This window comes from Gillisella vitis (genome assembly GCF_001541345.2).
Lineage (GTDB): Bacteria > Pseudomonadota > Alphaproteobacteria > Rhizobiales > Rhizobiaceae > Allorhizobium > Allorhizobium vitis.
On sequence record NZ_LMVL02000004.1, the window covers coordinates 394,992 to 415,215 of the forward strand.

General features: G+C 56.9%; 20 protein-coding genes, 1 tRNA gene and 1 pseudogene. 10 read left to right on the forward strand and 12 right to left on the reverse strand.

The window, feature by feature from the left end:
• Nucleotides 1-129 precede the first annotated feature (129 nt).
• The 6 genes from ASB66_RS16590 to ASB66_RS16615 all read right to left on the reverse strand — a co-directional run bounded on the left by ASB66_RS16590 (nucleotide 130) and on the right by ASB66_RS16615 (nucleotide 8,392).
• Nucleotides 130-1,182 carry a sugar phosphate isomerase/epimerase family protein gene (locus ASB66_RS16590; RefSeq protein WP_060718326.1) on the reverse strand — a complete coding sequence of 351 codons (1,053 nt, stop codon included), beginning with the start codon at nucleotides 1,180-1,182 and terminating at the stop codon, nucleotides 130-132.
• 189 nt (nucleotides 1,183-1,371) lie between these two features.
• Entirely contained in the window at nucleotides 1,372-2,679 is a 1,308-nt protein-coding gene (gene xylA, locus ASB66_RS16595) for a xylose isomerase (RefSeq protein WP_060718327.1), read from the reverse strand.
• Between the two features lie 45 nt (nucleotides 2,680-2,724).
• On the reverse strand, nucleotides 2,725-4,194 hold the full coding sequence (gene xylB, locus ASB66_RS16600; RefSeq protein WP_060718328.1) for a xylulokinase: 1,470 nt from the start codon (nucleotides 4,192-4,194) through the stop codon (nucleotides 2,725-2,727).
• 23 nt (nucleotides 4,195-4,217) lie between these two features.
• Complete coding sequence (locus tag ASB66_RS16605; RefSeq protein ID WP_060718329.1) at nucleotides 4,218-5,258, reverse strand: LacI family DNA-binding transcriptional regulator; 1,041 nt, start codon at nucleotides 5,256-5,258, stop codon at nucleotides 4,218-4,220.
• 240 nt (nucleotides 5,259-5,498) lie between these two features.
• Nucleotides 5,499-7,076, reverse strand: coding sequence for a DHA2 family efflux MFS transporter permease subunit (locus tag ASB66_RS16610; protein WP_060718330.1), 1,578 nt, complete (start codon nucleotides 7,074-7,076; stop codon nucleotides 5,499-5,501).
• 50 nt (nucleotides 7,077-7,126) lie between these two features.
• Nucleotides 7,127-8,392, reverse strand: a complete 1,266-nt coding sequence (locus tag ASB66_RS16615; RefSeq protein ID WP_234890660.1) for an HlyD family secretion protein — start codon at nucleotides 8,390-8,392, stop codon at nucleotides 7,127-7,129.
• A gap of 161 nt (nucleotides 8,393-8,553) precedes the next feature.
• Here ASB66_RS16615 and ASB66_RS16620 point away from each other — a divergent pair, with 161 nt between their 5' ends.
• The 3 genes from ASB66_RS16620 to ASB66_RS16630 all read left to right on the forward strand — a co-directional run bounded on the left by ASB66_RS16620 (nucleotide 8,554) and on the right by ASB66_RS16630 (nucleotide 10,993).
• Nucleotides 8,554-9,246, forward strand: coding sequence for a TetR/AcrR family transcriptional regulator (locus tag ASB66_RS16620; RefSeq protein ID WP_060718331.1), 693 nt, complete (start codon nucleotides 8,554-8,556; stop codon nucleotides 9,244-9,246).
• Nucleotides 9,247-9,384: 138 nt separating this feature from the next.
• Nucleotides 9,385-10,149 (forward strand): TerC family protein, encoded by a 765-nt coding sequence (locus ASB66_RS16625; RefSeq protein ID WP_060718332.1) that lies wholly within the window; start codon nucleotides 9,385-9,387, stop codon nucleotides 10,147-10,149.
• Nucleotides 10,150-10,267: 118 nt separating this feature from the next.
• Nucleotides 10,268-10,993 (forward strand): sulfate transporter family protein, encoded by a 726-nt coding sequence (locus tag ASB66_RS16630; RefSeq protein WP_060718333.1) that lies wholly within the window; start codon nucleotides 10,268-10,270, stop codon nucleotides 10,991-10,993.
• Here ASB66_RS16630 and nth read toward each other — a convergent pair.
• On the reverse strand, nucleotides 10,973-11,737 hold the full coding sequence (gene nth, locus ASB66_RS16635; RefSeq protein ID WP_060718334.1) for an endonuclease III: 765 nt from the start codon (nucleotides 11,735-11,737) through the stop codon (nucleotides 10,973-10,975). The two genes, ASB66_RS16630 and nth, sit on opposite strands and share 21 nt — an antisense overlap.
• A gap of 44 nt (nucleotides 11,738-11,781) precedes the next feature.
• On the opposite strand from nth, the gene ASB66_RS16640 reads away from it, so the two are divergent.
• On the forward strand, nucleotides 11,782-12,264 hold the full coding sequence (locus ASB66_RS16640; RefSeq protein WP_060718335.1) for a DUF2244 domain-containing protein: 483 nt from the start codon (nucleotides 11,782-11,784) through the stop codon (nucleotides 12,262-12,264).
• Between the two features lie 81 nt (nucleotides 12,265-12,345).
• Nucleotides 12,346-13,233: a methylated-DNA--[protein]-cysteine S-methyltransferase gene (locus ASB66_RS16645; RefSeq protein WP_114386737.1), complete on the forward strand. Its 888-nt coding sequence runs from the start codon at nucleotides 12,346-12,348 to the stop codon at nucleotides 13,231-13,233.
• Between the two features lie 39 nt (nucleotides 13,234-13,272).
• Here the strand turns inward: ASB66_RS16645 and ASB66_RS16650 are convergent, their stop codons facing one another.
• Complete coding sequence (locus ASB66_RS16650) at nucleotides 13,273-13,788, reverse strand: GrpB family protein (RefSeq protein WP_060718336.1); 516 nt, start codon at nucleotides 13,786-13,788, stop codon at nucleotides 13,273-13,275.
• Between the two features lie 131 nt (nucleotides 13,789-13,919).
• Nucleotides 13,920-13,996, reverse strand: a tRNA-OTHER gene (locus ASB66_RS26265).
• 239 nt (nucleotides 13,997-14,235) lie between these two features.
• On the opposite strand from ASB66_RS26265, the pseudogene ASB66_RS16655 reads away from it, so the two are divergent.
• Both ASB66_RS16655 and ASB66_RS16660 read left to right on the forward strand, forming a co-directional pair.
• Nucleotides 14,236-14,418, forward strand: a pseudogene (locus tag ASB66_RS16655) (methylated-DNA--[protein]-cysteine S-methyltransferase); the annotation flags it as partial.
• A complete protein-coding gene (locus ASB66_RS16660) occupies nucleotides 14,418-14,810 on the forward strand; it encodes a hypothetical protein (RefSeq protein WP_060718338.1) in 393 nt (130 codons plus the stop codon). The pseudogene ASB66_RS16655 and the gene ASB66_RS16660, both read left to right, overlap by 1 nt.
• Before the next feature lie 216 nt (nucleotides 14,811-15,026).
• Here the strand turns inward: ASB66_RS16660 and ASB66_RS16665 are convergent, their stop codons facing one another.
• Nucleotides 15,027-15,374, reverse strand: coding sequence for a ribonuclease E inhibitor RraB (locus tag ASB66_RS16665; RefSeq protein ID WP_158544223.1), 348 nt, complete (start codon nucleotides 15,372-15,374; stop codon nucleotides 15,027-15,029).
• Between the two features lie 298 nt (nucleotides 15,375-15,672).
• Between ASB66_RS16665 and ASB66_RS16670 the strand changes: the two genes are divergently transcribed.
• Nucleotides 15,673-16,071, forward strand: coding sequence for a hypothetical protein (locus ASB66_RS16670; RefSeq protein WP_060718340.1), 399 nt, complete (start codon nucleotides 15,673-15,675; stop codon nucleotides 16,069-16,071).
• Nucleotides 16,072-16,191: 120 nt separating this feature from the next.
• Entirely contained in the window at nucleotides 16,192-16,623 is a 432-nt protein-coding gene (locus tag ASB66_RS16675; RefSeq protein WP_060718341.1) for an Imm50 family immunity protein, read from the forward strand.
• Between the two features lie 128 nt (nucleotides 16,624-16,751).
• On the opposite strand, the gene ASB66_RS16680 is transcribed toward ASB66_RS16675, so the two are convergent.
• Nucleotides 16,752-17,048, reverse strand: coding sequence for a hypothetical protein (locus ASB66_RS16680; RefSeq protein WP_147274051.1), 297 nt, complete (start codon nucleotides 17,046-17,048; stop codon nucleotides 16,752-16,754).
• 374 nt (nucleotides 17,049-17,422) lie between these two features.
• Between ASB66_RS16680 and ASB66_RS16685 the strand changes: the two genes are divergently transcribed.
• Nucleotides 17,423-18,628 (forward strand): endonuclease domain-containing protein, encoded by a 1,206-nt coding sequence (locus tag ASB66_RS16685; RefSeq protein WP_060718343.1) that lies wholly within the window; start codon nucleotides 17,423-17,425, stop codon nucleotides 18,626-18,628.
• 442 nt (nucleotides 18,629-19,070) lie between these two features.
• Here the strand turns inward: ASB66_RS16685 and ASB66_RS16690 are convergent, their stop codons facing one another.
• Complete coding sequence (locus tag ASB66_RS16690) at nucleotides 19,071-20,048, reverse strand: sugar-binding transcriptional regulator (RefSeq protein ID WP_060718344.1); 978 nt, start codon at nucleotides 20,046-20,048, stop codon at nucleotides 19,071-19,073.
• Nucleotides 20,049-20,224: the final 176 nt, after the last annotated feature.

Sequence of the window (20,224 nt, forward strand, 5' to 3'; positions counted from 1 at the left end):
GGGGAGATTAGCCGCAAACCTTGCTATTTTGATCATCAAGTCGCCGACATCTCACCACTCGATCTCCCCCCTTGAGGGGGAGATGCCCGGCAGGGCAGAGGGGGGTATCGCCGCGAATAGAAATGATATTTACAGCCCCAACATCCGACGATTAGCCGCATCATCGGTGCCGCTGGCGGCGAAATCGTCAAAGGCGTGCTCCGTCACCCTGATAATATGCGCCTTGACAAATTCTGCCCCTTCACGGGCTCCATCTTCGGGGTGTTTCAGCGCACATTCCCATTCCACCACGGCCCAGCCATCGAAATCATTGGCAGCCATTTTCGAGAAGATCGCGCCAAAATCCACCTGTCCGTCGCCCGGTGAGCGGAAGCGCCCGGCGCGGTTGACCCAGGATTGGTAGCCGCCGTAAACGCCCTGACGGCCATTCGGATTGAACTCGGCATCTTTGACGTGAAACATCTTGATCCGGTCCTTGTAGATGTCGATATGGTCAAGATAATCGAGGCATTGCAGCACGTAATGCGAGGGATCGTAGAGCATGTTGGCGCGGGGGTGGTTTTTCACCCGCTCCAAAAACATCTCAAAGGTCACGCCATCATGCAGGTCTTCACCGGGGTGGATTTCGTAAGCGATATCCACGCCCTGCTCGTCGGCATAGTCGAGAATGGGCAGCCAGCGCTTGGCCAGTTCGTCAAACGCGGTTTCCACCAGACCTGCGGGACGCTGCGGCCATGGGTAGATAAACGGCCAGGCCAGCGCGCCGGAAAAGGTAGCATGCGCCTTGATCCCCAGGTGACGCGAGGCTTTCAGCGCGTATTTCACCTGTTGTACGGCCCATTCCTGCCGGGCCTTCGGGTTGCCGCGCACTTCGGGGGCAGCGAAGCCATCAAACGCTTCATCATAGGCTGGATGCACCGCCACCAGCTGACCCTGCAAATGGGTGGACAGCTCGGTGATCTCGACGCCATTCTGGCGGGCGATACCGGCCAGTTCGTCACAATAATCCTTGGATTCGGCGGCTTTTTTCAGGTCGATCAACTGGCCTGCCCAGGTGGGAACCTGCACGCCGATATAGCCTTTGTCAGCGGCCCATTTGGTAATCGCATCCCAGGAATTAAAAGGGGCAGCATCGCCGGCAAATTGGCCCAAAAACAGACCAGGGCCCTTGATCGTCTTCATATGCATCTCCTCCAAAATGATACTGAAACGTTGCAGTAGGTTTAAGCATTTCCAACAAAAGTGTGAAGCGCTTTGTGTTCGGAAATGCGGGAAAAAGAAAACCGACCACGTTCAAGTGGCCGTCAAACAACGTGGACGGGAAAAACCTCCTTTTCCCCGTCCACACGGCAAGGTCAGTGCTTGACGTTATCAAACGTAACGATTGACAATATTTTCCAGCAGTTCCTGTTGACCGGACACCGGCTGAGGATTGATGTTTTCGGCTTCGACCCGGGCAGCAATGCTTTCCAGTGTGCCGCTGGCCAGCATGGCCTTGGCGCCGTCGCTGTTCCAGCCTGCGTAGCGGTTGGCGAGCGGTGCCGACAACGCCTTGTCTTCCACCATTTTAACCGCTGCCTTAAGGCCACGGGCGCAGCAATCCATACCGCCGATATGGCCGATCAACAGATCCGCTGGGTCGATGGACTGGCGGCGCAGCTTGCTATCGAAATTGGTGCCGCCGGAGGTAAAGCCACCCGCCTGCAGAACCTGATAATAGGCCAGCGCCATTTCCGGCACGTTGTTGGGGAACTGGTCAGTATCCCAGCCGGATTGATAGTCGTTGCGGTTCATGTCGATGGAACCGAAAATGCCCAGCGCGTTGGCCAGTGCCAGTTCATGCTCGAACGTATGACCAGCCAGAATAGCATGGCCCTGCTCGATATTGACCTTCACCTCCTTCTCAAGACCGTATGTCTTGAGGAAGCCGTAGACCGTCGCGACATCATAATCATACTGATGCTTGGAAGGCTCCTGCGGCTTCGGCTCGATCAGGATCGCGCCCTTGAAGCCGATCTTGTGCTTGTATTCCACCACCATGTTGAGGAAACGTCCCATATGGTCGAGTTCCTGCTTCAGGTCGGTGTTGAGCAGGGTTTCATAGCCTTCACGACCACCCCACAGCACGTAGTTTTCGCCACCCAGCTTTTGCGTGGCATCCAGGCAGGTTTTTACGGTTGCGGCGGCAAAGGCAAAGACGTCAGGGTCGGGATTGGTGGCTGCACCCGACATATAGCGGCGATGCGAGAACATGTTGGCCGTGCCCCACAGCAGCTTGACGCCAGTATCGGCCTGCTTCTGGGCAAAGTAATCGACAATCTCATTGAGGTTTTTGGTGTTTTCCGCAAAGGACGCGCCTTCAGGACGCGCATCGGCATCGTGGAAGCAATAATAAGGCGTGCCGAGCAGCTGGAAGAATTCAAAGGCCACATCGGCCTTCAGCTTGGCAGCCTCCATCGAATCCTTGAACCAGGGACGTTCAAACGTATTGCCACCGAACGGGTCCGTGCCCGGCCAGACAAATGTGTGCCAATAGGCAACGGCAAAACGCAGATGGTCTTCCATCCGCTTGCCCATCACCACTTCATCGGGGTTGTAGTGGCGGAAGGCCAGCGGATTGGTGCTGCCTTCACCCTCGTACTTGATCTTGGTGATGTCGCCGAAAAAGCCTGTGCTCATGGGTTTTCCTCCTGATGTTAAAAGTGTTCGTGTTGGCTATTGTTCTCACTGGGCCAGCTTGGTGGGACCCAATTGCTTGATGGCCGGGTATAGAGCGCGGTAGCGCTGATAAGCGTCCTCGTAGCCGTCGCGCAGAACCATCACCGGCTCAATGGTTGCTTCCGTCGGCGGAGCTGAGCAAACGGCGAGCGGATCGGCACCGGTTGCAGCAATCAACCCCAGACGGGCCGCACCAAAGGCAGCTCCAAAATCGCCATCGGCTGGAATATCGACGGGGATGCCAAGCGTGGTGGCAATAGACGCCAGCCAGTAGCGCGAACGCGAACCGCCACCAATCGCGGTGACCCGTGACAGTGACGTTCCCGCCGATTTCAGCGCTTCAAGACTGTCACGGATGGCAAAGGATACCCCTTCCAGCACGGATTGGGTCAGAACAGCGCGGCTGGATTCATGACCGAGACCAATGAACGCACCCCGAATTTCGGCATCGTTATGGGGCGTGCGCTCACCCGAGAGATAAGGCAGGAAGGTCACGCCGGTCGGGGCTTTGAGGTCTTCGCCAAGCTCATTGGTCAGGTCTCCGGCAGGCTTGCCGCTGATACCGGAATACCAGTTCAATGCGTCGGTCGCCGACAGGATCACGCCCATCTGGTGCCAGGTATTGGGAAGCGCGTGGCAAAAGGCATGCACGGCGCTTTCGGGCTTTGGCAGATAGGAAGCATTGGCAGCAAACAACACCCCGGATGTGCCAAGCGACACGAAGGCGTGGCCTTCCGCCACCGTCCCCATGCCGCAGGCAGAGGCCGCATTGTCGCCTGCCCCGCCGGCAACGATGACACCGGCAGCCATGCCCCAATCCGCCGCCAGCTCGGCTCGCAACCGGCCCGCCTCAGCCGTGCCTTCGACCAGGCCGGGCATGTGCTGCTCGCCGAGATCGGTGGTGGCGAGCAGCTCGCTCGACCAGGCGCGCTTGCCGGTATCGAGCCAGGAGGTGCCAGCCGAATCCGACATCTCGGATAGATATTCACCCGTCAGCCAGAGCCGCAGATAGTCCTTGGGCAATAGCACCTTCGCCACCCGGCTAAAAATCTCCGGTTCATTCTCCTTCACCCAGGCCAGTTTCGGCGCCGTAAAGCCGGGAAAGACAATATTGCCGGTCAGGGCGCGAAAACGCGGATCGGCATCCAGCGCCGCCGCCTGTTTATAGGAACGGGTATCGTTCCACAGAATGCAGGGCCGCAAGACGTCGCCTTGCGCATCGATCAGCGTTGCCCCATGCATATGGCCGGAAAGACCGATGCCTTTGACGGCCGCAAGCTCGCGGGAAAACTGCGCTTTCAGCCCGGCAATCGCCTCCTGGGTTGCCCTGATCCAATCCGCCGGCGCCTGTTCCGACCAGCCGGAATGCGGGCGAGAGACAGTCAGTGCGCCATTGGCTGAGCCAATCACCGTCTGGTCCGCGTCGATCAACATCGCCTTGACGCCCGACGTGCCGAGATCCAATCCGAGATACATGAGAAGCCTCCCTATTCTGCCTGTTATCGCTGTTCTTGCTCTGGCAGATTGTCTTTGAGAAATATGTCGAGACGAATACGCTCCTGCGCAGCCAACACAGCCGCGCCATCGGCCTTGGCCTTCAGCACTCGGATGACGCTGCGCACTTCATGGCCGGCGTCCTGGTTCAGCACAGCATCGATCAGCCCGGATACCAGTGCCGCTCTCGTCACCGGCGTCAATTCATGGGCGACCACCAGGGGGCGACGGTCGGCATCCAGCCGCTCCAGCGCGGCAATGAGACCGCGATTGCCTGCACCCAAACTGTAGAGGCCTGTTATATCCGGCGATTGCGAAAACAGATCCTGCAGCAGGGTTTCGACATGATACGGATCGTCACGGCCTTCCAGCACCGGCAGCAAGGTCAATTGCGGAAATTCAGCAGCCATGACAGCGCGAAATCCCTCGAAGCGGTCGCGGTGGTCGCGCACCAGCATCGATCCGGCGACGATTGCAATGGTCCCGTGCCGTCCGCCGGTAAACCGGCCAAGCAGGCTGGCTGCCGTGCGCCCGGCGGCACGGTTGTCTATGCCTACAAAATGGTCGCGCTCGGCACCGCTGAGATCGGAGACCAGCGTCACCACCGGCACGCCCGCGCTACGCAACCGCGCGACAGCCGCAGCCACGTCAGGCGCATCCACCGCCACCACGGCCACGCCAGCGGGCTGGCGTGCCGCAGCATCTTCAAGGGCCGCGACCAAAGATGCTGCATCGAAGGCCGCAACATCGATGATATCGATGCGGGTTCGCTCCATGCCAGCCCGGCTGGCAGCGTCGAGCACTTGCAGGCGCAGACCGTGCATAAAGGAATTGTCATTGGCAGGCAGGATGAAGATGAAAGGATAAATCCGGCCTTTGGCCAGATTGGCCGCCGCCAGATCCCGAACATAGCCAAGCACACTGACGGCGCTTTCCACGCGGGCGCGGGTCGCAGCGCTGACGCCGGTGCGATTGTTCAAAACCCGGTCCACGGTCGCCAAGCTGACGCCCGCCCGAGCCGCAATGTCATGAACCGTCGGCTTCATCCACACATCTCTCTGTCAGGAGTTGACCTTTATCGCATGACCCCGCATCCGTAAATGATTTTTTGATGTACGTACATCAAGTTTGAGCAAAAAAAGGCCGCCAGATGAGTGGCGGCCAAATTTTCTGCGGTGGATCGCGGGAATTAATGGCTCGTTAGAAACCTCTACCGGGCCAGAATGACGGGGGTCTTTTACCCGACGAAGCCTTGACTTGCTCTCTCTAGCGGAAAGTCAAATCAATTAGTGCGCCGCATCGGCGGGCACGGCGCCTTCAGGTTTTTTTATCATCGTTGAAAGTGCCGTTAGCGCAATAAACAAGATTGTGATTCCTAAAAATACATCCATAAAAGCCATGATCCAGGCCTGCTGGTTGACCATGCCGGACAGCTTTTTCAAGGCTGCACTATCACCATCAAGACCATGAAAGGCGTAATTGGACGAAAGCGTTTCGAGCCAGTTCATCGCCGCTGGCTTGCTCCAGGTCACATGTTCGACCATGCGTGCATAATGCTCGTCCGTGCGCCGGGTCAACAGTGTGTTGATGATCGCCAGCCCGACGGCACCACCGAGATTTCGTGTCAGATTGTAGAGGCCGGACGCATTTTTGATCCGCTCCGGAGGAAGAGTGCCAAGGGCAATATTGTTGATCGGAACCATGCACGTCATCAATGCGCAGCCACGCAAGATTTGCGGCACCAGCAAATCGTAAAAGTCCCAGTCAGCGGTCATACCCGTGACCATATAGGTGCCGAGCGCAAAACTGGTAAAGCCGCAGGCCATCATTAGTCGCGGGTCCATTTTCGTGGACAATATGCCAGCAAGTGGCGCTGTCAGGAACATCGCAAGGCCGGAAACAAACATTGTTTCGCCGATCATCAGACTGTCATAGCCGCGTACCCGTGACAGATAGAGCGGATAGAGATAGGTCAAGCCATAGAGGCCCATACCCATGACGAAGGAAAACAGCGATCCGAAGGCAAAATTTCGATTGGAAAAAGCCCTGAGATCGACCACTGGCTGCTCGAACGTGAAGGCCCGGTAGAAGAACACCACCCCACCCAAAGTCATCAGCAGAGCGCCCCAAACAATGCGCTCGTCGTTAAACCAGTCCTTGTTATTGCCCTCTTCCAGAACATATTCCATCGCCCCCAGGAACAGCGCCATGGAGAACAGGCCCCACCAGTCGAACTTCGCCAGAAGCGATCTGTCGGCCTTGTCGAAATCCACGAATGTCCAGACCACGAGGGTGACGATAATGCCGGGGAACACGTTGATCAGGAAAAGCCAATGCCAGGACATGGCATGGCTGATATAGCCGCCAACCGTCGGACCGATGGTTGGCGCAAGCGTCGCGACCAAGCCGATGATCGGCGAGACGATGCTGCGTTTGGAGGGCGGAAAAATCGTAAACGCCGCCGCGAAAACCGAGGGAATCATGCCGCCGCCAATAAAACCCTGGATGGCGCGGTAGATGATCATCTGCTCGATATTGGTGGCGGTCGCCGCCATGGCGCTGGCAATGGTGAAACCAGCCGCCGCACAGGAAAACAGCACCCGGGTCGACATGATCCGTGCTAGCATGCCCGACAGCGGGATCATGATCACCTCCGCAATCAGGTAGGATGTCTGTACCCAGGAGACTTCCTCAGAACCGGCCCCAAGACCGGCCTGGATTTCGGAAAGCGATGCCGAGACGATCTGGATGTCGAGGATAGCCATGAACATGCCGAACACCATCGCCAGAAAGCCGATGATATCGCGCCTGCTCAGCGTTTGCGGAACCGCGCCCGGTCCGACCGTGCTTGCATTGTCCGTCATGATCCTGCCTCGAAATCCGTGCCTTGCCGTGCTTTTTACTTAGCGGCGTGTTACTTCGCGTCAGGTGCCTTGGGCGCGGTGCGGGTGTCGACATCGACCACAACACTCAGGCCTGCCCGCAGATAACCCTTGTCAAGCACGTCCTGCGGAATGGAGATCCGGACCGGAACCCGCTGGATAACCTTGGTGAAATTGCCCGTGGCGTTTTCCGCCGGCAGCATGGAGAAAATCGAACCGGAACCTGCGGCAATCGATACAACTGTCCCTTCAACGTCATGCTCGTCATAAGCATCGACATGCACCCGCACCTTGGAACCCGGCACGATACCGGACAGCTGCGTTTCCTTGAAGTTGGCGTCGATATAGAGACGGCCAATGGGGACCAGCGAGGCAAGCCGCTTGCTGCTCGACACGAGATCGCCGACCTGAACGGCCAGATTGCCGATCACACCGTCATAAGGCGCGCGCAGCACGGTGAAATCCAGATCACGTTGGGCCTTTGCAACGACCGTTTCTTCCGTCAGCACACCAGCCTGCGCCTCGGCCTTCTGGGCCTTGAGGACGGCAATGCTTGAAACGGAGGAGGCAACGGCGGCAATCGCAGCATCCACATTGGCCTGGGCGACGGCAAGGGTCGAGGTTGCCGTGTCCAGCTCGGACTGAGACATCACGGACTGAGCCCGCAAATCCGTGACGCGCTTGAAGGACAATTGCGCCGTACGCAACGTCGCCTCGACAGAGGCCTGCTGCGCCTTGGACTGCTGAAGAGCCGCTTCGCCGCCCTGCACCTGCGCCTCGATGCGCTCTACTGTCAGCTTCTGCGTGGCGAGTTGGCTTTTGGCCTGATCGAGCGCAATGCGATAATCGCCGTCATCGAGAATGGCGATCACGTCACCCTTCTTGACATGATCGTTGTCGGTCACCGAGACCGATTTGACATAGCCGGTCACCTTCGGGGTGATCACCGCAATATCGCCGCCAATATAGGCGTCGTCGGTGGAGATCATGAACCGGCCCTCGGTCCAGTAGTTGTAGCCGTAATAGCCCGCACCCGCCAGAACTGCCAGCGCGATGATCGGCAGCACGGGGCTGCGGCGCTTCTTCGGCGGGGCCTGGCCTGCGGCAGGTGCCACCGTGGCGGCGGGCGATGCGGTTTCAGCCCGCGCCTTGGCATCGCGTGCCGTGGCGTCGCCTGTCACCGGATCAGAGCCGGCCTCACCGGTCACGCCTTCATCCAAGGCGGAACGCTCCTGATCGACCGATTGATCCTGTGTATCGACGGCGCGGATCGCGCCCTTTCTGGGAGAAACAGACATAACGTCACCATACAACAAAGGCGGAAACAATCGAACGGAACCGTTCGGTTCGATTTGACATAGGCCAATTCATACCGCATATCAAGAGAACAAATGAGTGCCCGCCATCTAAAGTTAATTTTTATGTTGCAAATGCCCCATACGAGCGAAAACATCCGAGCATGACAGTCGTCGACGATGAAAAACCCGCCCAGGCCGCTTCAGGACGCTTCGCCGCTGGTGAAGATCCGGCAAAGCGCGACCAGATCCTGGATGGCGCCAAACGCGCCTTCATGAAGCATGGCTTCGATGCGGCCAGCATGAACGATGTCACCCGGGAAGCCGGCGTGTCCAAGGGAACGATCTATGTCTATTTCCAGAGCAAGGAAGATCTGTTTGCCGCGCTGATCAACAACCAGAAACAGAAATTTGCCGCCGCTCTGCGCGATATTCTGGCGGACGAGATCGACCTGCACGCTGCACTGCGCCGCTACGCCAGGGCTTTTACCGATTATATCCTTACCAGCGAGATGATCCCGGCCATGCGCATGTTGCTGGCCGTGCAAGACCGCATGCCTCACCTGTGTAAGAGCTTCATGCAATCGGGACCGGAAAACGTCCGCACGGTTCTGGAGGACTATCTGGAGGTCCAGGTCAAGACCGGACGTCTCGTGATAGTCGATACCGAGCTTGCGGCCCGCCAGTTCATCGAACTGGCAACCGGGGCCTACTTCAAGAAGCGGCTGTTCGGTGAAATCGAAGTGCCGCCGCCGCAGGCGGAAATCGACTATATCATCGATAACGCCCTGCATATTTTCATGCTCGCCTATGATCGCAAGGCCGAAAGCGGCCCTGAGGCGCAACCGGCGACCTGAGTAAATCCACCTCATCCTGTTGCCCAATCACCATCACGGCGTTGATGGTCATCTCACCTTGCTTGCCGCCCTTGTTGATGCGGCATCGGCTCCCTATTTGTGTCGCAATGCGCTTTTTGCACGGGGGATATCGATTTTATGCAGGACTTTACCTATTTGCTCAGCGATCCGGCGGCCTGGATCGCTCTTGTGACGCTGATCGTCATGGAAGTGGTGTTGGGAATAGACAATCTGGTCTTCATTTCCATTCTCACCAACAAGCTGCCGGAGGGGCAAAGAGACAAGGCCCGCAAGATCGGTATCGGTCTGGCGCTCGTCATGCGCCTCGGCCTGCTCGGCACCGTCGCCTGGATCGTTCAGCTGACCACGCCGGTCTTCACCCTGTTCGGCCACGGCTTCTCCTGGAAGGACATGATCCTGATCGCCGGGGGCCTGTTCCTGGTCTGGAAAGCCACCAAGGAAATCCATCACAGCGTCGACCCGGTCGACAAGGAAGGCGATTTCATCGGCACGGCCACGACGACCATGGGCGCCGCCATCGGCCAGATCCTGCTGCTCGACCTGGTGTTTTCCGTCGATAGCATCATCACCGCCGTCGGCATGACCGAACATGTGGTTATCATGGTGATTGCCGTGGTCTTCGCCGTCACCGTCATGCTGCTGGCCGCCAACCCGCTGGGCCGTTTTATCGAGAAAAACCCGACCGTGGTCATGCTGGCGCTGGGCTTCCTGATGATGATCGGCATGACGCTGATTGCCGATGGCATGGGCTTCCATGTGCCGAAGGGCTATCTCTACGCCGCCATGGCTTTCTCGGCACTTGTCGAAGGCCTCAATATGATGGCGCGTCGCAAGAAGAAGACAGCCAAAGACACGGAAGCTGCTCGCAAGAAGCTGCATTGACAGTGATCGAGAGAGCAAGGGGCTTCCCTTGCTCTCTAAACCCTTGCACGGCGGCATTCCGCCTCCCACATCCTCACCATTCTGATCTGTCATTCTGGTCCTGCCCTGGGAGCTGCCTGTGATCCTTGATGCCGCCATGCTGTCGCTGCGCAATCTTTTTGCGCCGGAAACCCGATCGGTGTTCTGGAAAGTGCTAGGCTTGACGCTTGCCGCCCTGGCCGGGCTGTGGCTGGCGCTGCGCGAACTGTTTATCTTCTATCTCTGGCCGTGGTTTGCAGGCTTTTTCCCCGCAACACCCGATTGGGCTGGCTGGCTGGTGCTGATCCTCGGCATTGTCGCCAGTATTGGACTGGCATTGGTACTGGCGCTGCTGTTGGCGCCGGTTACCGCCATCATTGCTGGCCTGTTTCTCGATGATGTCGCCGAAGTGGTGGAAAAGCGGGATTATCCGACCGATACGCCCGGCACGGCCATGCGGCTTGGCGACGCCATCGTCCAATCGCTGCAATTTTTCGGCATCGTCATCCTCGGCAATCTCATTGCCTTCATGCTGCTCTTCGTGCCGGGCATCAACCTGATCGCGTTTTTCCTGGTCAACGGCTATTTGCTGGGCCGGGAATTTTTCGAATTCGCCGCCATGCGGCTGCGCCCCACCATCGAGGCACGGCAATTTCGCGCCAAGCATTCCGGCACGATTTTCCTGGCCGGACTGGTGATTGCCGCGTTTCTGGCAATCCCGATCCTCAACCTGTTGACGCCGCTGTTTGCCGCGGGGCTGATGGTTCATCTGCACAAGATGCTGTCGGTCAAAGACCCACAGTTTTCAAAGGATCTGCGGCGGTAGCTCCACCAGTGGTGCGGGAACGTCGCAGGTCTTTTCCGGCGATTTACACAGATCGGCAATCACACAGCGCTCGCATTCCGGCTTGCGGGCCTTGCAACAGTAGCGCCCATGCAGGATCAGCCAGTGATGGGCATGGAAGAGATAGTGCTTGGGGATGATCCGCATCAGGATCTCCTCGATCTCGTCAGGCGTCTTGCCGGGCGCCAGCCGGACGCGATTGCCGATCCGTAAAATATGCGTATCAACAGCCATGGTCGGAATGCCGAAGGCCATGGACATCACCACATTGGCGGTCTTGCGGCCAACGCCGGGCAATGTCACCAGTTCTTCGCGGGTTTTCGGCACCTCGCTGCCGAAATCATCGATCAGCTTTTGGCTAAGCGCGATGACATTCTTCGCCTTGTTGCGAAAAAGCCCGATGGTCTTGATATAGTCGCGCACCTTCTCTTCGCCCAGCGCCAGCATTTTTTCCGGCGTATCGGCCACGGCAAACAGGGCGCGGGTCGCCTTGTTGACGCCCGCATCGGTCGCCTGCGCCGAAAGGGCTACGGCGACGACAAGCGTAAACGGGTTGACATGCTCCAGTTCGCCCTTCGGTTCCGGGCGCTGCACGGAAAACCGCCGGAAGATTTCCTCCAGCTCGGCCTTGGAATAGGCGCTACGAACCGCGACTTTTCGTCCCGCTGGCTTGGGTTGCGCGCTGGAAGAAATTGACTTTTTCAAAGTTTGCGTGCTGGATTTCATGGGTCTGTCATGGTCTGGTAGGTTGGGAAAGAAGGATAGCGTCCATGGGCGAGGTTGCCGATCAACCGATTTTCGCTGCCGAACTGGTACCCTATCGGTCGCTGGGCCGAAAGGGGTTTCGCATCATGCTGATGCTGTCCGGCCTGGTCTGTGTCGGCTATGGCGGGTTTTTCCTGACGACGGGCGCCTGGCCAATCGGGTTTTTCTTCGGGTTGGATTTCCTGCTGCTCTACGGTGCCTTCCGGCTGAATTACCGCGCCGCCAAAGCCCGCGAGGAAGTGACGGTATCGCGCACCGCCATCTCTATCCGCAAATTCACCCCCTCGGGACGGATGACCGAATTTCGCTGGAACCCGTTCTGGGCGCGGTTTTTCGTCCGCCGCCATGACGAATTCGGGATCATCTCGATGTCGGTGCAGGGGCAAGGCCGGGCCACCGATGTCGGCTCCTTCCTCAATCCCGATGATCGCGAAAGCTTTGCCAAGGCCTTTCGCGGTGCCTTGGCAACGGTAACGCAGCGGATCTGATTTCCGTCACCCCATGGCAAGAAACGGGTGGCACGGCACGGCCTGTCATGGTCAAACCTGTTGAGCCAAAGGAAGAGTGCCATGACCACATTTGCCCGCAGTTTTGAAACAGGTGCCAGCGACATCACCCCCGAAGGGAGCGATTACCAGACCGTGCGCCGGGTGATCGAGATGCTGACGCTTGACTATCGGGAGCAACCGGCGCTGGAAACCATTGCCGAGCGGCTTGGCCAATCCCCCACGCAATTGCAGAAAACCTTTACCCGCTGGGCTGGCCTGTCGCCCAAGGCGTTCTTGCAAGCGGTGACGCTGGATCATGCCAAGCGGCTGCTGGGCCATGAAGGCCTGCCTTTGCTGGAAACCGCGCTGGAGCTTGGCCTGTCCGGGCCGGGCCGCTTGCATGACCTGTTCGTCAGCCATGAAGCGATGTCGCCGGGCGAATGGAAAGCCAAAGGTGCGGGCCTGACCATCCGCCACAGCTTCCACTCATCCCCCTTCGGCCAGGCGCTGGTGATGGTGACGGATCGCGGCTTGGCGGGCCTCGGCTTTTGCGATCCGGGCGAAGAAGCCGCCTGCTACGCCGACATGGCTGGGCGCTGGCCAATGGCCAATTTTGTCGAAGATCCGCTGGCCATCGAACCCTATGTGGCCAGGATCTTCGACCCCGCCTGTTGGCAGGCGGAACAGCCCTTGCGCGTCGTGCTGATCGGCTCGGATTTCCAGGTCCGGGTCTGGCAAAGCCTGCTGCAAATCCCGCTTGGCCGCGCCGTCACCTATTCCGACATCGCCCAGAAAATCGGCCAACCCACCGCCAGCCGCGCCGTGGGGGCAGCAGTGGGACGGAACCCGATTTCCTTCGTGGTGCCGTGTCATAGGGCGCTGGGCAAAAGCGGAGCGTTGACGGGGTATCATTGGGGCTTGACGCGGAAACGGGCGATGCTGGGGTGGGAGGCTGGGCAGGTGGGGTGACGAGGAAAGGTCACGAACTGTCGCTGCGGCCTAAAACTCCTACAGGCTCGCTTTAACAGAATCGATGAATGTTTGCTTAAGGGTATTATATTCTGTCCGGCTCGCGGGGCTGCGGGCAATTGCCTGTTGTTTCTCGGCGACATAAGCATCCCGAAGCAATGGATCCCGCCGAAGCGCGTCCCTGAAAGCAAGATTTGAGCACCACGACTCCCCCATGTATTCCACGACATGTACGAGATGGGTGCGTTCCGTTTGATCCTTTCCCCTACCAAAAATATGATGCCCCGGTACGCCTGCATTTGCAGCGTAGTCATATCCAAGCTGCAAGAGCGACTCCCGGCATTTTTCCCAATCTGCAAGCGGCATGACGCCGATAAGGATGTCCAGGATCGGTTTGGCTTTCATGCCCCTAATGGCAGTAGACCCATAATGCTCGATGCTGCGGGCAATTGCTCCCAATGCATTTGAGATCCGCCGTTGCTCACGAACAAATTCGCCTTCCCAAGCAGGGTCATAGTCAACGAGAAGGTTTACATTATGCTTCAGCCCCAACATGTTTGGGAGTCCTCGAACACTTCTTCAACAAAGAGCATTTTTTAACCAAGGCGATCTCGCGAATATCGACATGACCACGATTGCAGTGATCCCTTTGTCGAAAGAGCAGAGGTCATAGGATCGTGAAAGTGCGCATCGGGCGGGAGTCGAACCCGCAAGGGTTCCCCCCTCACGTTGCTGCGTGGCATTACCATTCTGCAACCGATACACATCTAATTGATAGCAAAACCAACCAATGAATTCAATCAAGCACGCCAGGAACTGTTGTTCACATTCAGACTTGAACGCTATTGCCCTAGAGCAGACTTTTCCCTTGAGCATGAAGTCGAGAAAGTTTACCATCACAATCTGGAAGCCCGTCCAAACCTGCTGCCGGGTTGAAGGGTATATTGGAATTTTTTGACGACCGTGTTCATCAAGGTCGAAGCGTAATCGGCGGACTTCGACCAGAACATCGGCCAACCCACCGCCAGCCGCGCCGTGGGAGCCGCCGTGGGCCGCAATCCGATTTCCTTCGTGGTGCCGTGTCATAGGGCGCTGGGGAAGAGCGGCGCGTTGACGGGGTATCACTGGGGCTTGACGCGGAAACGGGCGATGCTGGGGTGGGAGGCTGGGCAGGTGGAGTCTTGATGTTCGCGGTTGTCCTATCGCGAACTGTGGTTGCTTCAATACACCGTCCAATATACAACTTGTCCAGCGTCAATAATTCAAAGGTAGCCACGTTGGGCGAACAGTATGATCTGGCAATAATGGAAGCCATTCTAAGCGCGTTAAAAGAGATGGAACGGAATGACGAAATTATATTATTCGGACCAACGCAAAGAAACGCTGCGGTGAAAATTGCCATTTCATTGAAATCGGTAATTCCCCAACCCAGTCTCACGCCCGAAGAGTTTTATGGCGTCAGAGCATTAATTCTTCATGCACTCGAAAGTAAGTCCTTTTTTGACTGGGAGATGCCTACCCTTACAGGGCTTACAGAAGAGAAATTCCGGGAGGTTGCACGAAAACTTCCTCACTAATGATCGCTGCCGGCTCTAACGCACCATCGCTTTGTTACTGGTGGCAATTGGCTGGGTACGACTTCTCGCAACGAGTCTGAGATATTTGCATGCTTGCCAATGACAATTAAGGTGATGAGCATATCCCGATCCGCGCTCAAATTTATTCTAAATTAGTAAATATTAATATTACTGGAATTGGCTCATAAGGGATATGTCAAGCGGAAGCCGTTGGGTTCAGTGGCTACCGACGTTATCATCGTTTATAAATCCCCAGCCATCAGCGTGACCATGAAAGCTTCGTGCGAGCTTGCCTAAGTCACTTTCATGCACGGTGATCTCGTTGAGATTGGGCTTTAACCGTAGACTGACAATCACGTCATACTCGCCGCTGTCTTTGAGATCAAACTCGGCTACCAGCCCTCGCGCCACAACGGCATCAACAAAGGATTGTGCGGCGGCTTTGTTGTTGAAGACATGTGCAAAGTCTATGATCCTCTCTTTAGAGAGATCGACCCCATTTGCTTTCATATCGGCCAACACCCAAGCATTTTCTTCCAAACGAGCGTGATAGTCTTCGGCCATTGCAGTCCTCTCCTCTATAGTTTTGTTTCCAACAGCGGAAAATAAGCTGGGCATTCGGCAGTTTCCGCCGTCTTCGTGCTTAAATTTGCGTGGCAGCTTTGGTAATCCACTAACGCCACGGTTCCCTCTACATAATCTTCTTCCGTCAAGCAGCTGAAATCACAGAGATCAGATTTGAACTCAGACCCAACGGACACCATAGGCCCGTTGCAGTCATAGTGCACAGAAGCTAACGACATAAAACCATACGCGAAGATGCTTTCGAAAGGTCGGCGAATCAGTGATTAGGTACGAACCCATGGAATTCGATCTCGGGGCGGGAGCGACAGCGGCGGACCTTGCTCGTCTTGAGATGACTTACCACCCTGACTCAGGTGCGAAGGAACTGAGCGCGTATTTTTCTGTGAGCGGGCAGGACAAGCATCTGAGAGTGTTCTTTCCGCACGTAGACATTTTCCGAGTCATCGATGAGATGCACCGGACGCTGGAAGAGCAAGGGATGGAAATAGTGGGGCATCTCTCCAACCACTTTGCTTACAAAGTCCAGGGAAGTCCCTTCTGGGCAGCGCAACGCGAAGTCTTTGAAGTAGTTCTCCCGGAATCTACCCACTGCCTGTTTGTTACGGGAGGTGACTGCGTTGACGTGATTACAAGAGAAGAACCTCGCTTCTGCTGGGTCAATTCCAACACCGAATAGGTTGGCTTGACCTAGTTAGCCGCTTCTGGCCCATTGCGGTCATCAGGCGACATCTGGACATAGATTGCAAAGCCTCTCTGGATTGATAGCATGACAGCATGCGACGTTCGTGGAGGTAACATGAATTACTCAAGTGTGGTTGGGGGTGATGAACTTTTGACATGGTTCGGGCAGACCCCGACCTTTCATGATGCCGAGATTGTCAGCCTATCGCTCAACCGAAGCGGGATCAGTGAACTAAAGGTTCATGGCTGGATCATGACTGATGAAGTTGATCCGCGAGGCTACATCGTGCTGGACAAGCACGCGGTTGTGACCTTCACGTTCACCGACATCATGGACCTCCAATTGGATGGTTTCAGCCGCCAAAACGTCATCGCGGGTCTTGTGCTTCAACGAGCGAGAGATAGGGGCCGTGCCGGTTATTACGCTTTGCCGGAGGAGGAGGGTGACATCGAGATTGAATTGCTTCCCTGCTATGGATTGGACGGCTTCATCAGGGCCAAAAAGATAACGACAGCCTTCTTGCCGGGACGACCTGAGAAGCAATAATCGATCTCAGGCCTGTGTCTCCAATTGGCGCGGAGCGGAGGACGGCAGTCGGCCCAAAGCGGACTCGGGCAGTAGCTGACCGCTATTTCAAAGTCAGTTGCTGGCCCCGGATAAAGTTGTCACTCGCATCAATCAGCGATGTTGTTGAGCAGCGTCTGGACCGCAAACCCTAAATCGTCTCCGGACTGGTACTGGTCAACAACACCATACTGAGACCATGATGATCGGGCGAACCCCTCTTCGAAATGGTCGTAGAAGATAACCTTGTTGCCCATCAAGGCGACCACCCAGCAGAGACCGTAGCCAGGCACCTCCCATTCTTCAGGCAGTCGCTTGATCATCTCCCAAAGCTTGCGCTGCCTGAAGGACATTTGGCTCCAGCCGTCATTGATGTGGTCCCAGAGTTTCTCTTCGGGAAACGACATTATGCCCTCGCTCGCCTGCATTCTTGTTCGCGATCTGAACGTTATATGGCAGAGGTCGCTATCGCAATGACCGCTCCTGGCGCGATCCGTCAGAAGTCGCCTTTCGGCCCGAAGCTGCCATCACAAGCTTGCGAAAACAAGCTGGGCAGGCGGGAGGGTGCTTATCAGCGCTTGCACTAATCGCTGCTGGCGAGGGCTCCCCCTAAGCTCAATCGCTTCTCGGGTGCATAGTCCTTCAGAGCATCAATCAACTTGCGAATTCGGCGAGGCAGGTGCTGTCGTAACGAATAGTGACCGTCAGAAAGAACCACGAACGGATCTCGCCATCCGTTACAAGTAACGGTAGAACTCTCTGAGGAATTCCGGGGAGCGACATGGACGACGCGCATAAACAAGCGATCATCATTCGGGGCGCGGTTACTGCCGTGCTGGTCTTCGCGGGATTTGTATTTCCGCTACTCTGGATCGCGGCCGCGTTTTTCGCCTACACCACTTTCCAGGCTTTCCCGGATCTCGAGCCGGGAACGCCCGAAAGCATGTACCGAACCCGGCAGTCGACAATGACCGCCGATGATCCCGAATGGCGCGAATATTTCTTGGCGGCCTGTGAGTCGCCTGCAGAGACTGCTTTCCTCGAAGCGATGATCAAGGGCTACGATCTGAAACCCGACAAAGGCATTCTTGTCGGCGCGGGGATCGAGCTAGACATGCAGACCGAATACAAGCCTTACCGGCTCGATTTCCTCGTGAACAAATGGCTTGTCGTCGAGGTCGATGGCGCAGAGTGGCATTCTTCTCCAGAGGCCGTTGAGCGCGATGGAATCAGGGACGAATTCTTCAGAGCCAAGGGCTTTGCCGTCCTGCGCATTCCGGCCAAGGTCGTCTTTCAGAAACCAACCGAAGCCGTGAGCAGTGTAAGGGCGGCCATCGCCAATGGCAGGCCAGCACAGAAGGTGGCCGCGAAGGTAGCGCCGATATCGGTCGCCAAGACCTTCACCAACTCGATGAGCGCGTTCGGGAAGTTCATGGACGATGTCGATGCTCACGTCACCAGGGAAAAAGCCATTCAGGAGGCCTTGGGACCATCAAGACAGACCTTCGATACCGAGAAGATGGTGATCGACTCCGGATTGGAAAATGCCAGGAAGGCGATAGCCCTTGAAGACGAGCTATCTGCGAATCCAAATCTTCGTAAGCATTTCGAAGATTATCATGCCGAATTCGAAGCGCTCTTGAAAAGCACGCGTTCTAAATCTGACTGCGGTCAGAGCGCGACAATCACAATCTCACCGATATCGTGGCCGAAGGCGCATCCGGATCCCGACTTGAACGCGACGATCATGGATATGCACTTCAAACTGCATGGCGATCGAACGCGCTACTTTAACGAGGTTCGACAGCAGATTTCGAAAGATCCACGCTTATCTCCTCACGTCCGAAGCCACTTGGAAAACCTCGGCTGCCATTCCTCGTGGAAGGAGATATCAATGAAAAAGGACCTGTTCTCGCTTGAAGCGTTTCTGAAAGAAATTGAGGCCGAGGGTGGGGGCGGCGCACGAAACAATCCGCCGCCGAGCTAATGAGCAGGGCGGCAGTCCTGTGAGGCCGATGCGGACATTTTCGCGGTCTAGGAGACGTCGGCGGACATCAGAAGTAGAGGCGACGGGCCTCATCCAGACCGGCCAGCGCTCTGTTGAGTTTGTTCACGTCACGCTCTTTGCTGTAGGCCGTTCGCGTAACACCGTTGATCCTGATCTCGACGACGCTAACTTCTGTTCCATCCTTATGTGTGTCAGCGGATGCGGCGACGATCTTCTCTCCAGGATCCGTAAGCCGCTTTGGCCTTCATCGTCAGTGTTCGACGGGTCGTCCACTGCTGAGGGTTCACGTCCATGGATATATGTGAAGCGGAGTAGAACGTTTGCCATCCATCGGAGTTGGAACGACGTTCTGGAGCCGGAAGATCATACGCGTTGATTGGTCGTCGATGACCGCTCATGGCGCAAAGCAGCCATCCTCTCCTCACCCAACCAACCCCAACAACTCCCGCGCCGCCGCCTCGTCCGTAATCAGCGTGTTGCACCCGATGCGGCGCATGGTGGCGCGGATGGCGATGGCGCGGTGGGCGCCGCCGGAGGCGATGACGATGTGCCTGGCTTTTTTCAGCGTGTCGAGATCAACCGACATCACCCGCTCATTGATCGGGTGGGAGACCGAGCGTCCCTCGGCATCGAGGAAGTTGAACATGGTATCGCAGACACAGCCTGCCTCGATCAGTTCGTTCAGCGTGGCGCGGCTGATGAAGCCTTCCGACAGCGAGGTGGATTGCGGGCGGATATCGCCGCAGGAGACCACGGCGAGGTCGAGATTTTCGGCGAGGTCATAGAGGGTTTTCAACCCGCAATCCTCAATCAGCGCCCGTTTGGTGGCGACGCTATCGACCAGCAGCGGGGCCAAAAACATATAGCATTCCGCCCCGAGCTGGCTGGCGAGCCGCCATGTATAGTCGATAGGATTGGTCTGGTGAACGGCGACAATGCCGCCCAGCAGCGAGACAACCTTGCAGTTTTCCCGGCGCGGCGGGCGAAAACCGGCCAGCGACGCCGTCATGGTGCGGCCCCAGCCGACGCCGATGGTGGCATTATCAGTCACCACCTCGGTCAGAAACTGGCCAAGCGCCAGACCGACGGCGCGGGCGATGCCTTCGGCGTCCTGCCCGGCAGAGGACGGCACGACCACAGCCTCATCCAGGCCGAAGGTTTTTTCCAGCTTCACGGCCAGTTCGACGCAATCGTCTATGCCCTCAGCAATCCAGATCTGTACTTCGGAGCGCTTCAAAGCCTCATCCAGCAGCCGGATCACCGTCGAGCGGCTGATGCCGAGGCGTTCGGCCACATCCTTCTGGGTCAGGCCCTGATTATAATAGAGCCAGGCAGCCCGAAGCCGCAGCGATGCCGCTTCCGAATAGCTGCTCTGGGTCTCCCGGCGAAGCTTGACCACGATGCGAATTGTCCCCTGTTTTTAGTCTCCTGACTATCGCAAGCCATGCAACATTTGTCAAATCCAACAGACAAATGTCTTGACTTAATGCCCCTCCATAACGATATTCAGATCAAAGGACAGAGGATATGGTCCCCAAGTCGCAAAGACGTGTTGGAACGCAAATGCCCGTCCAG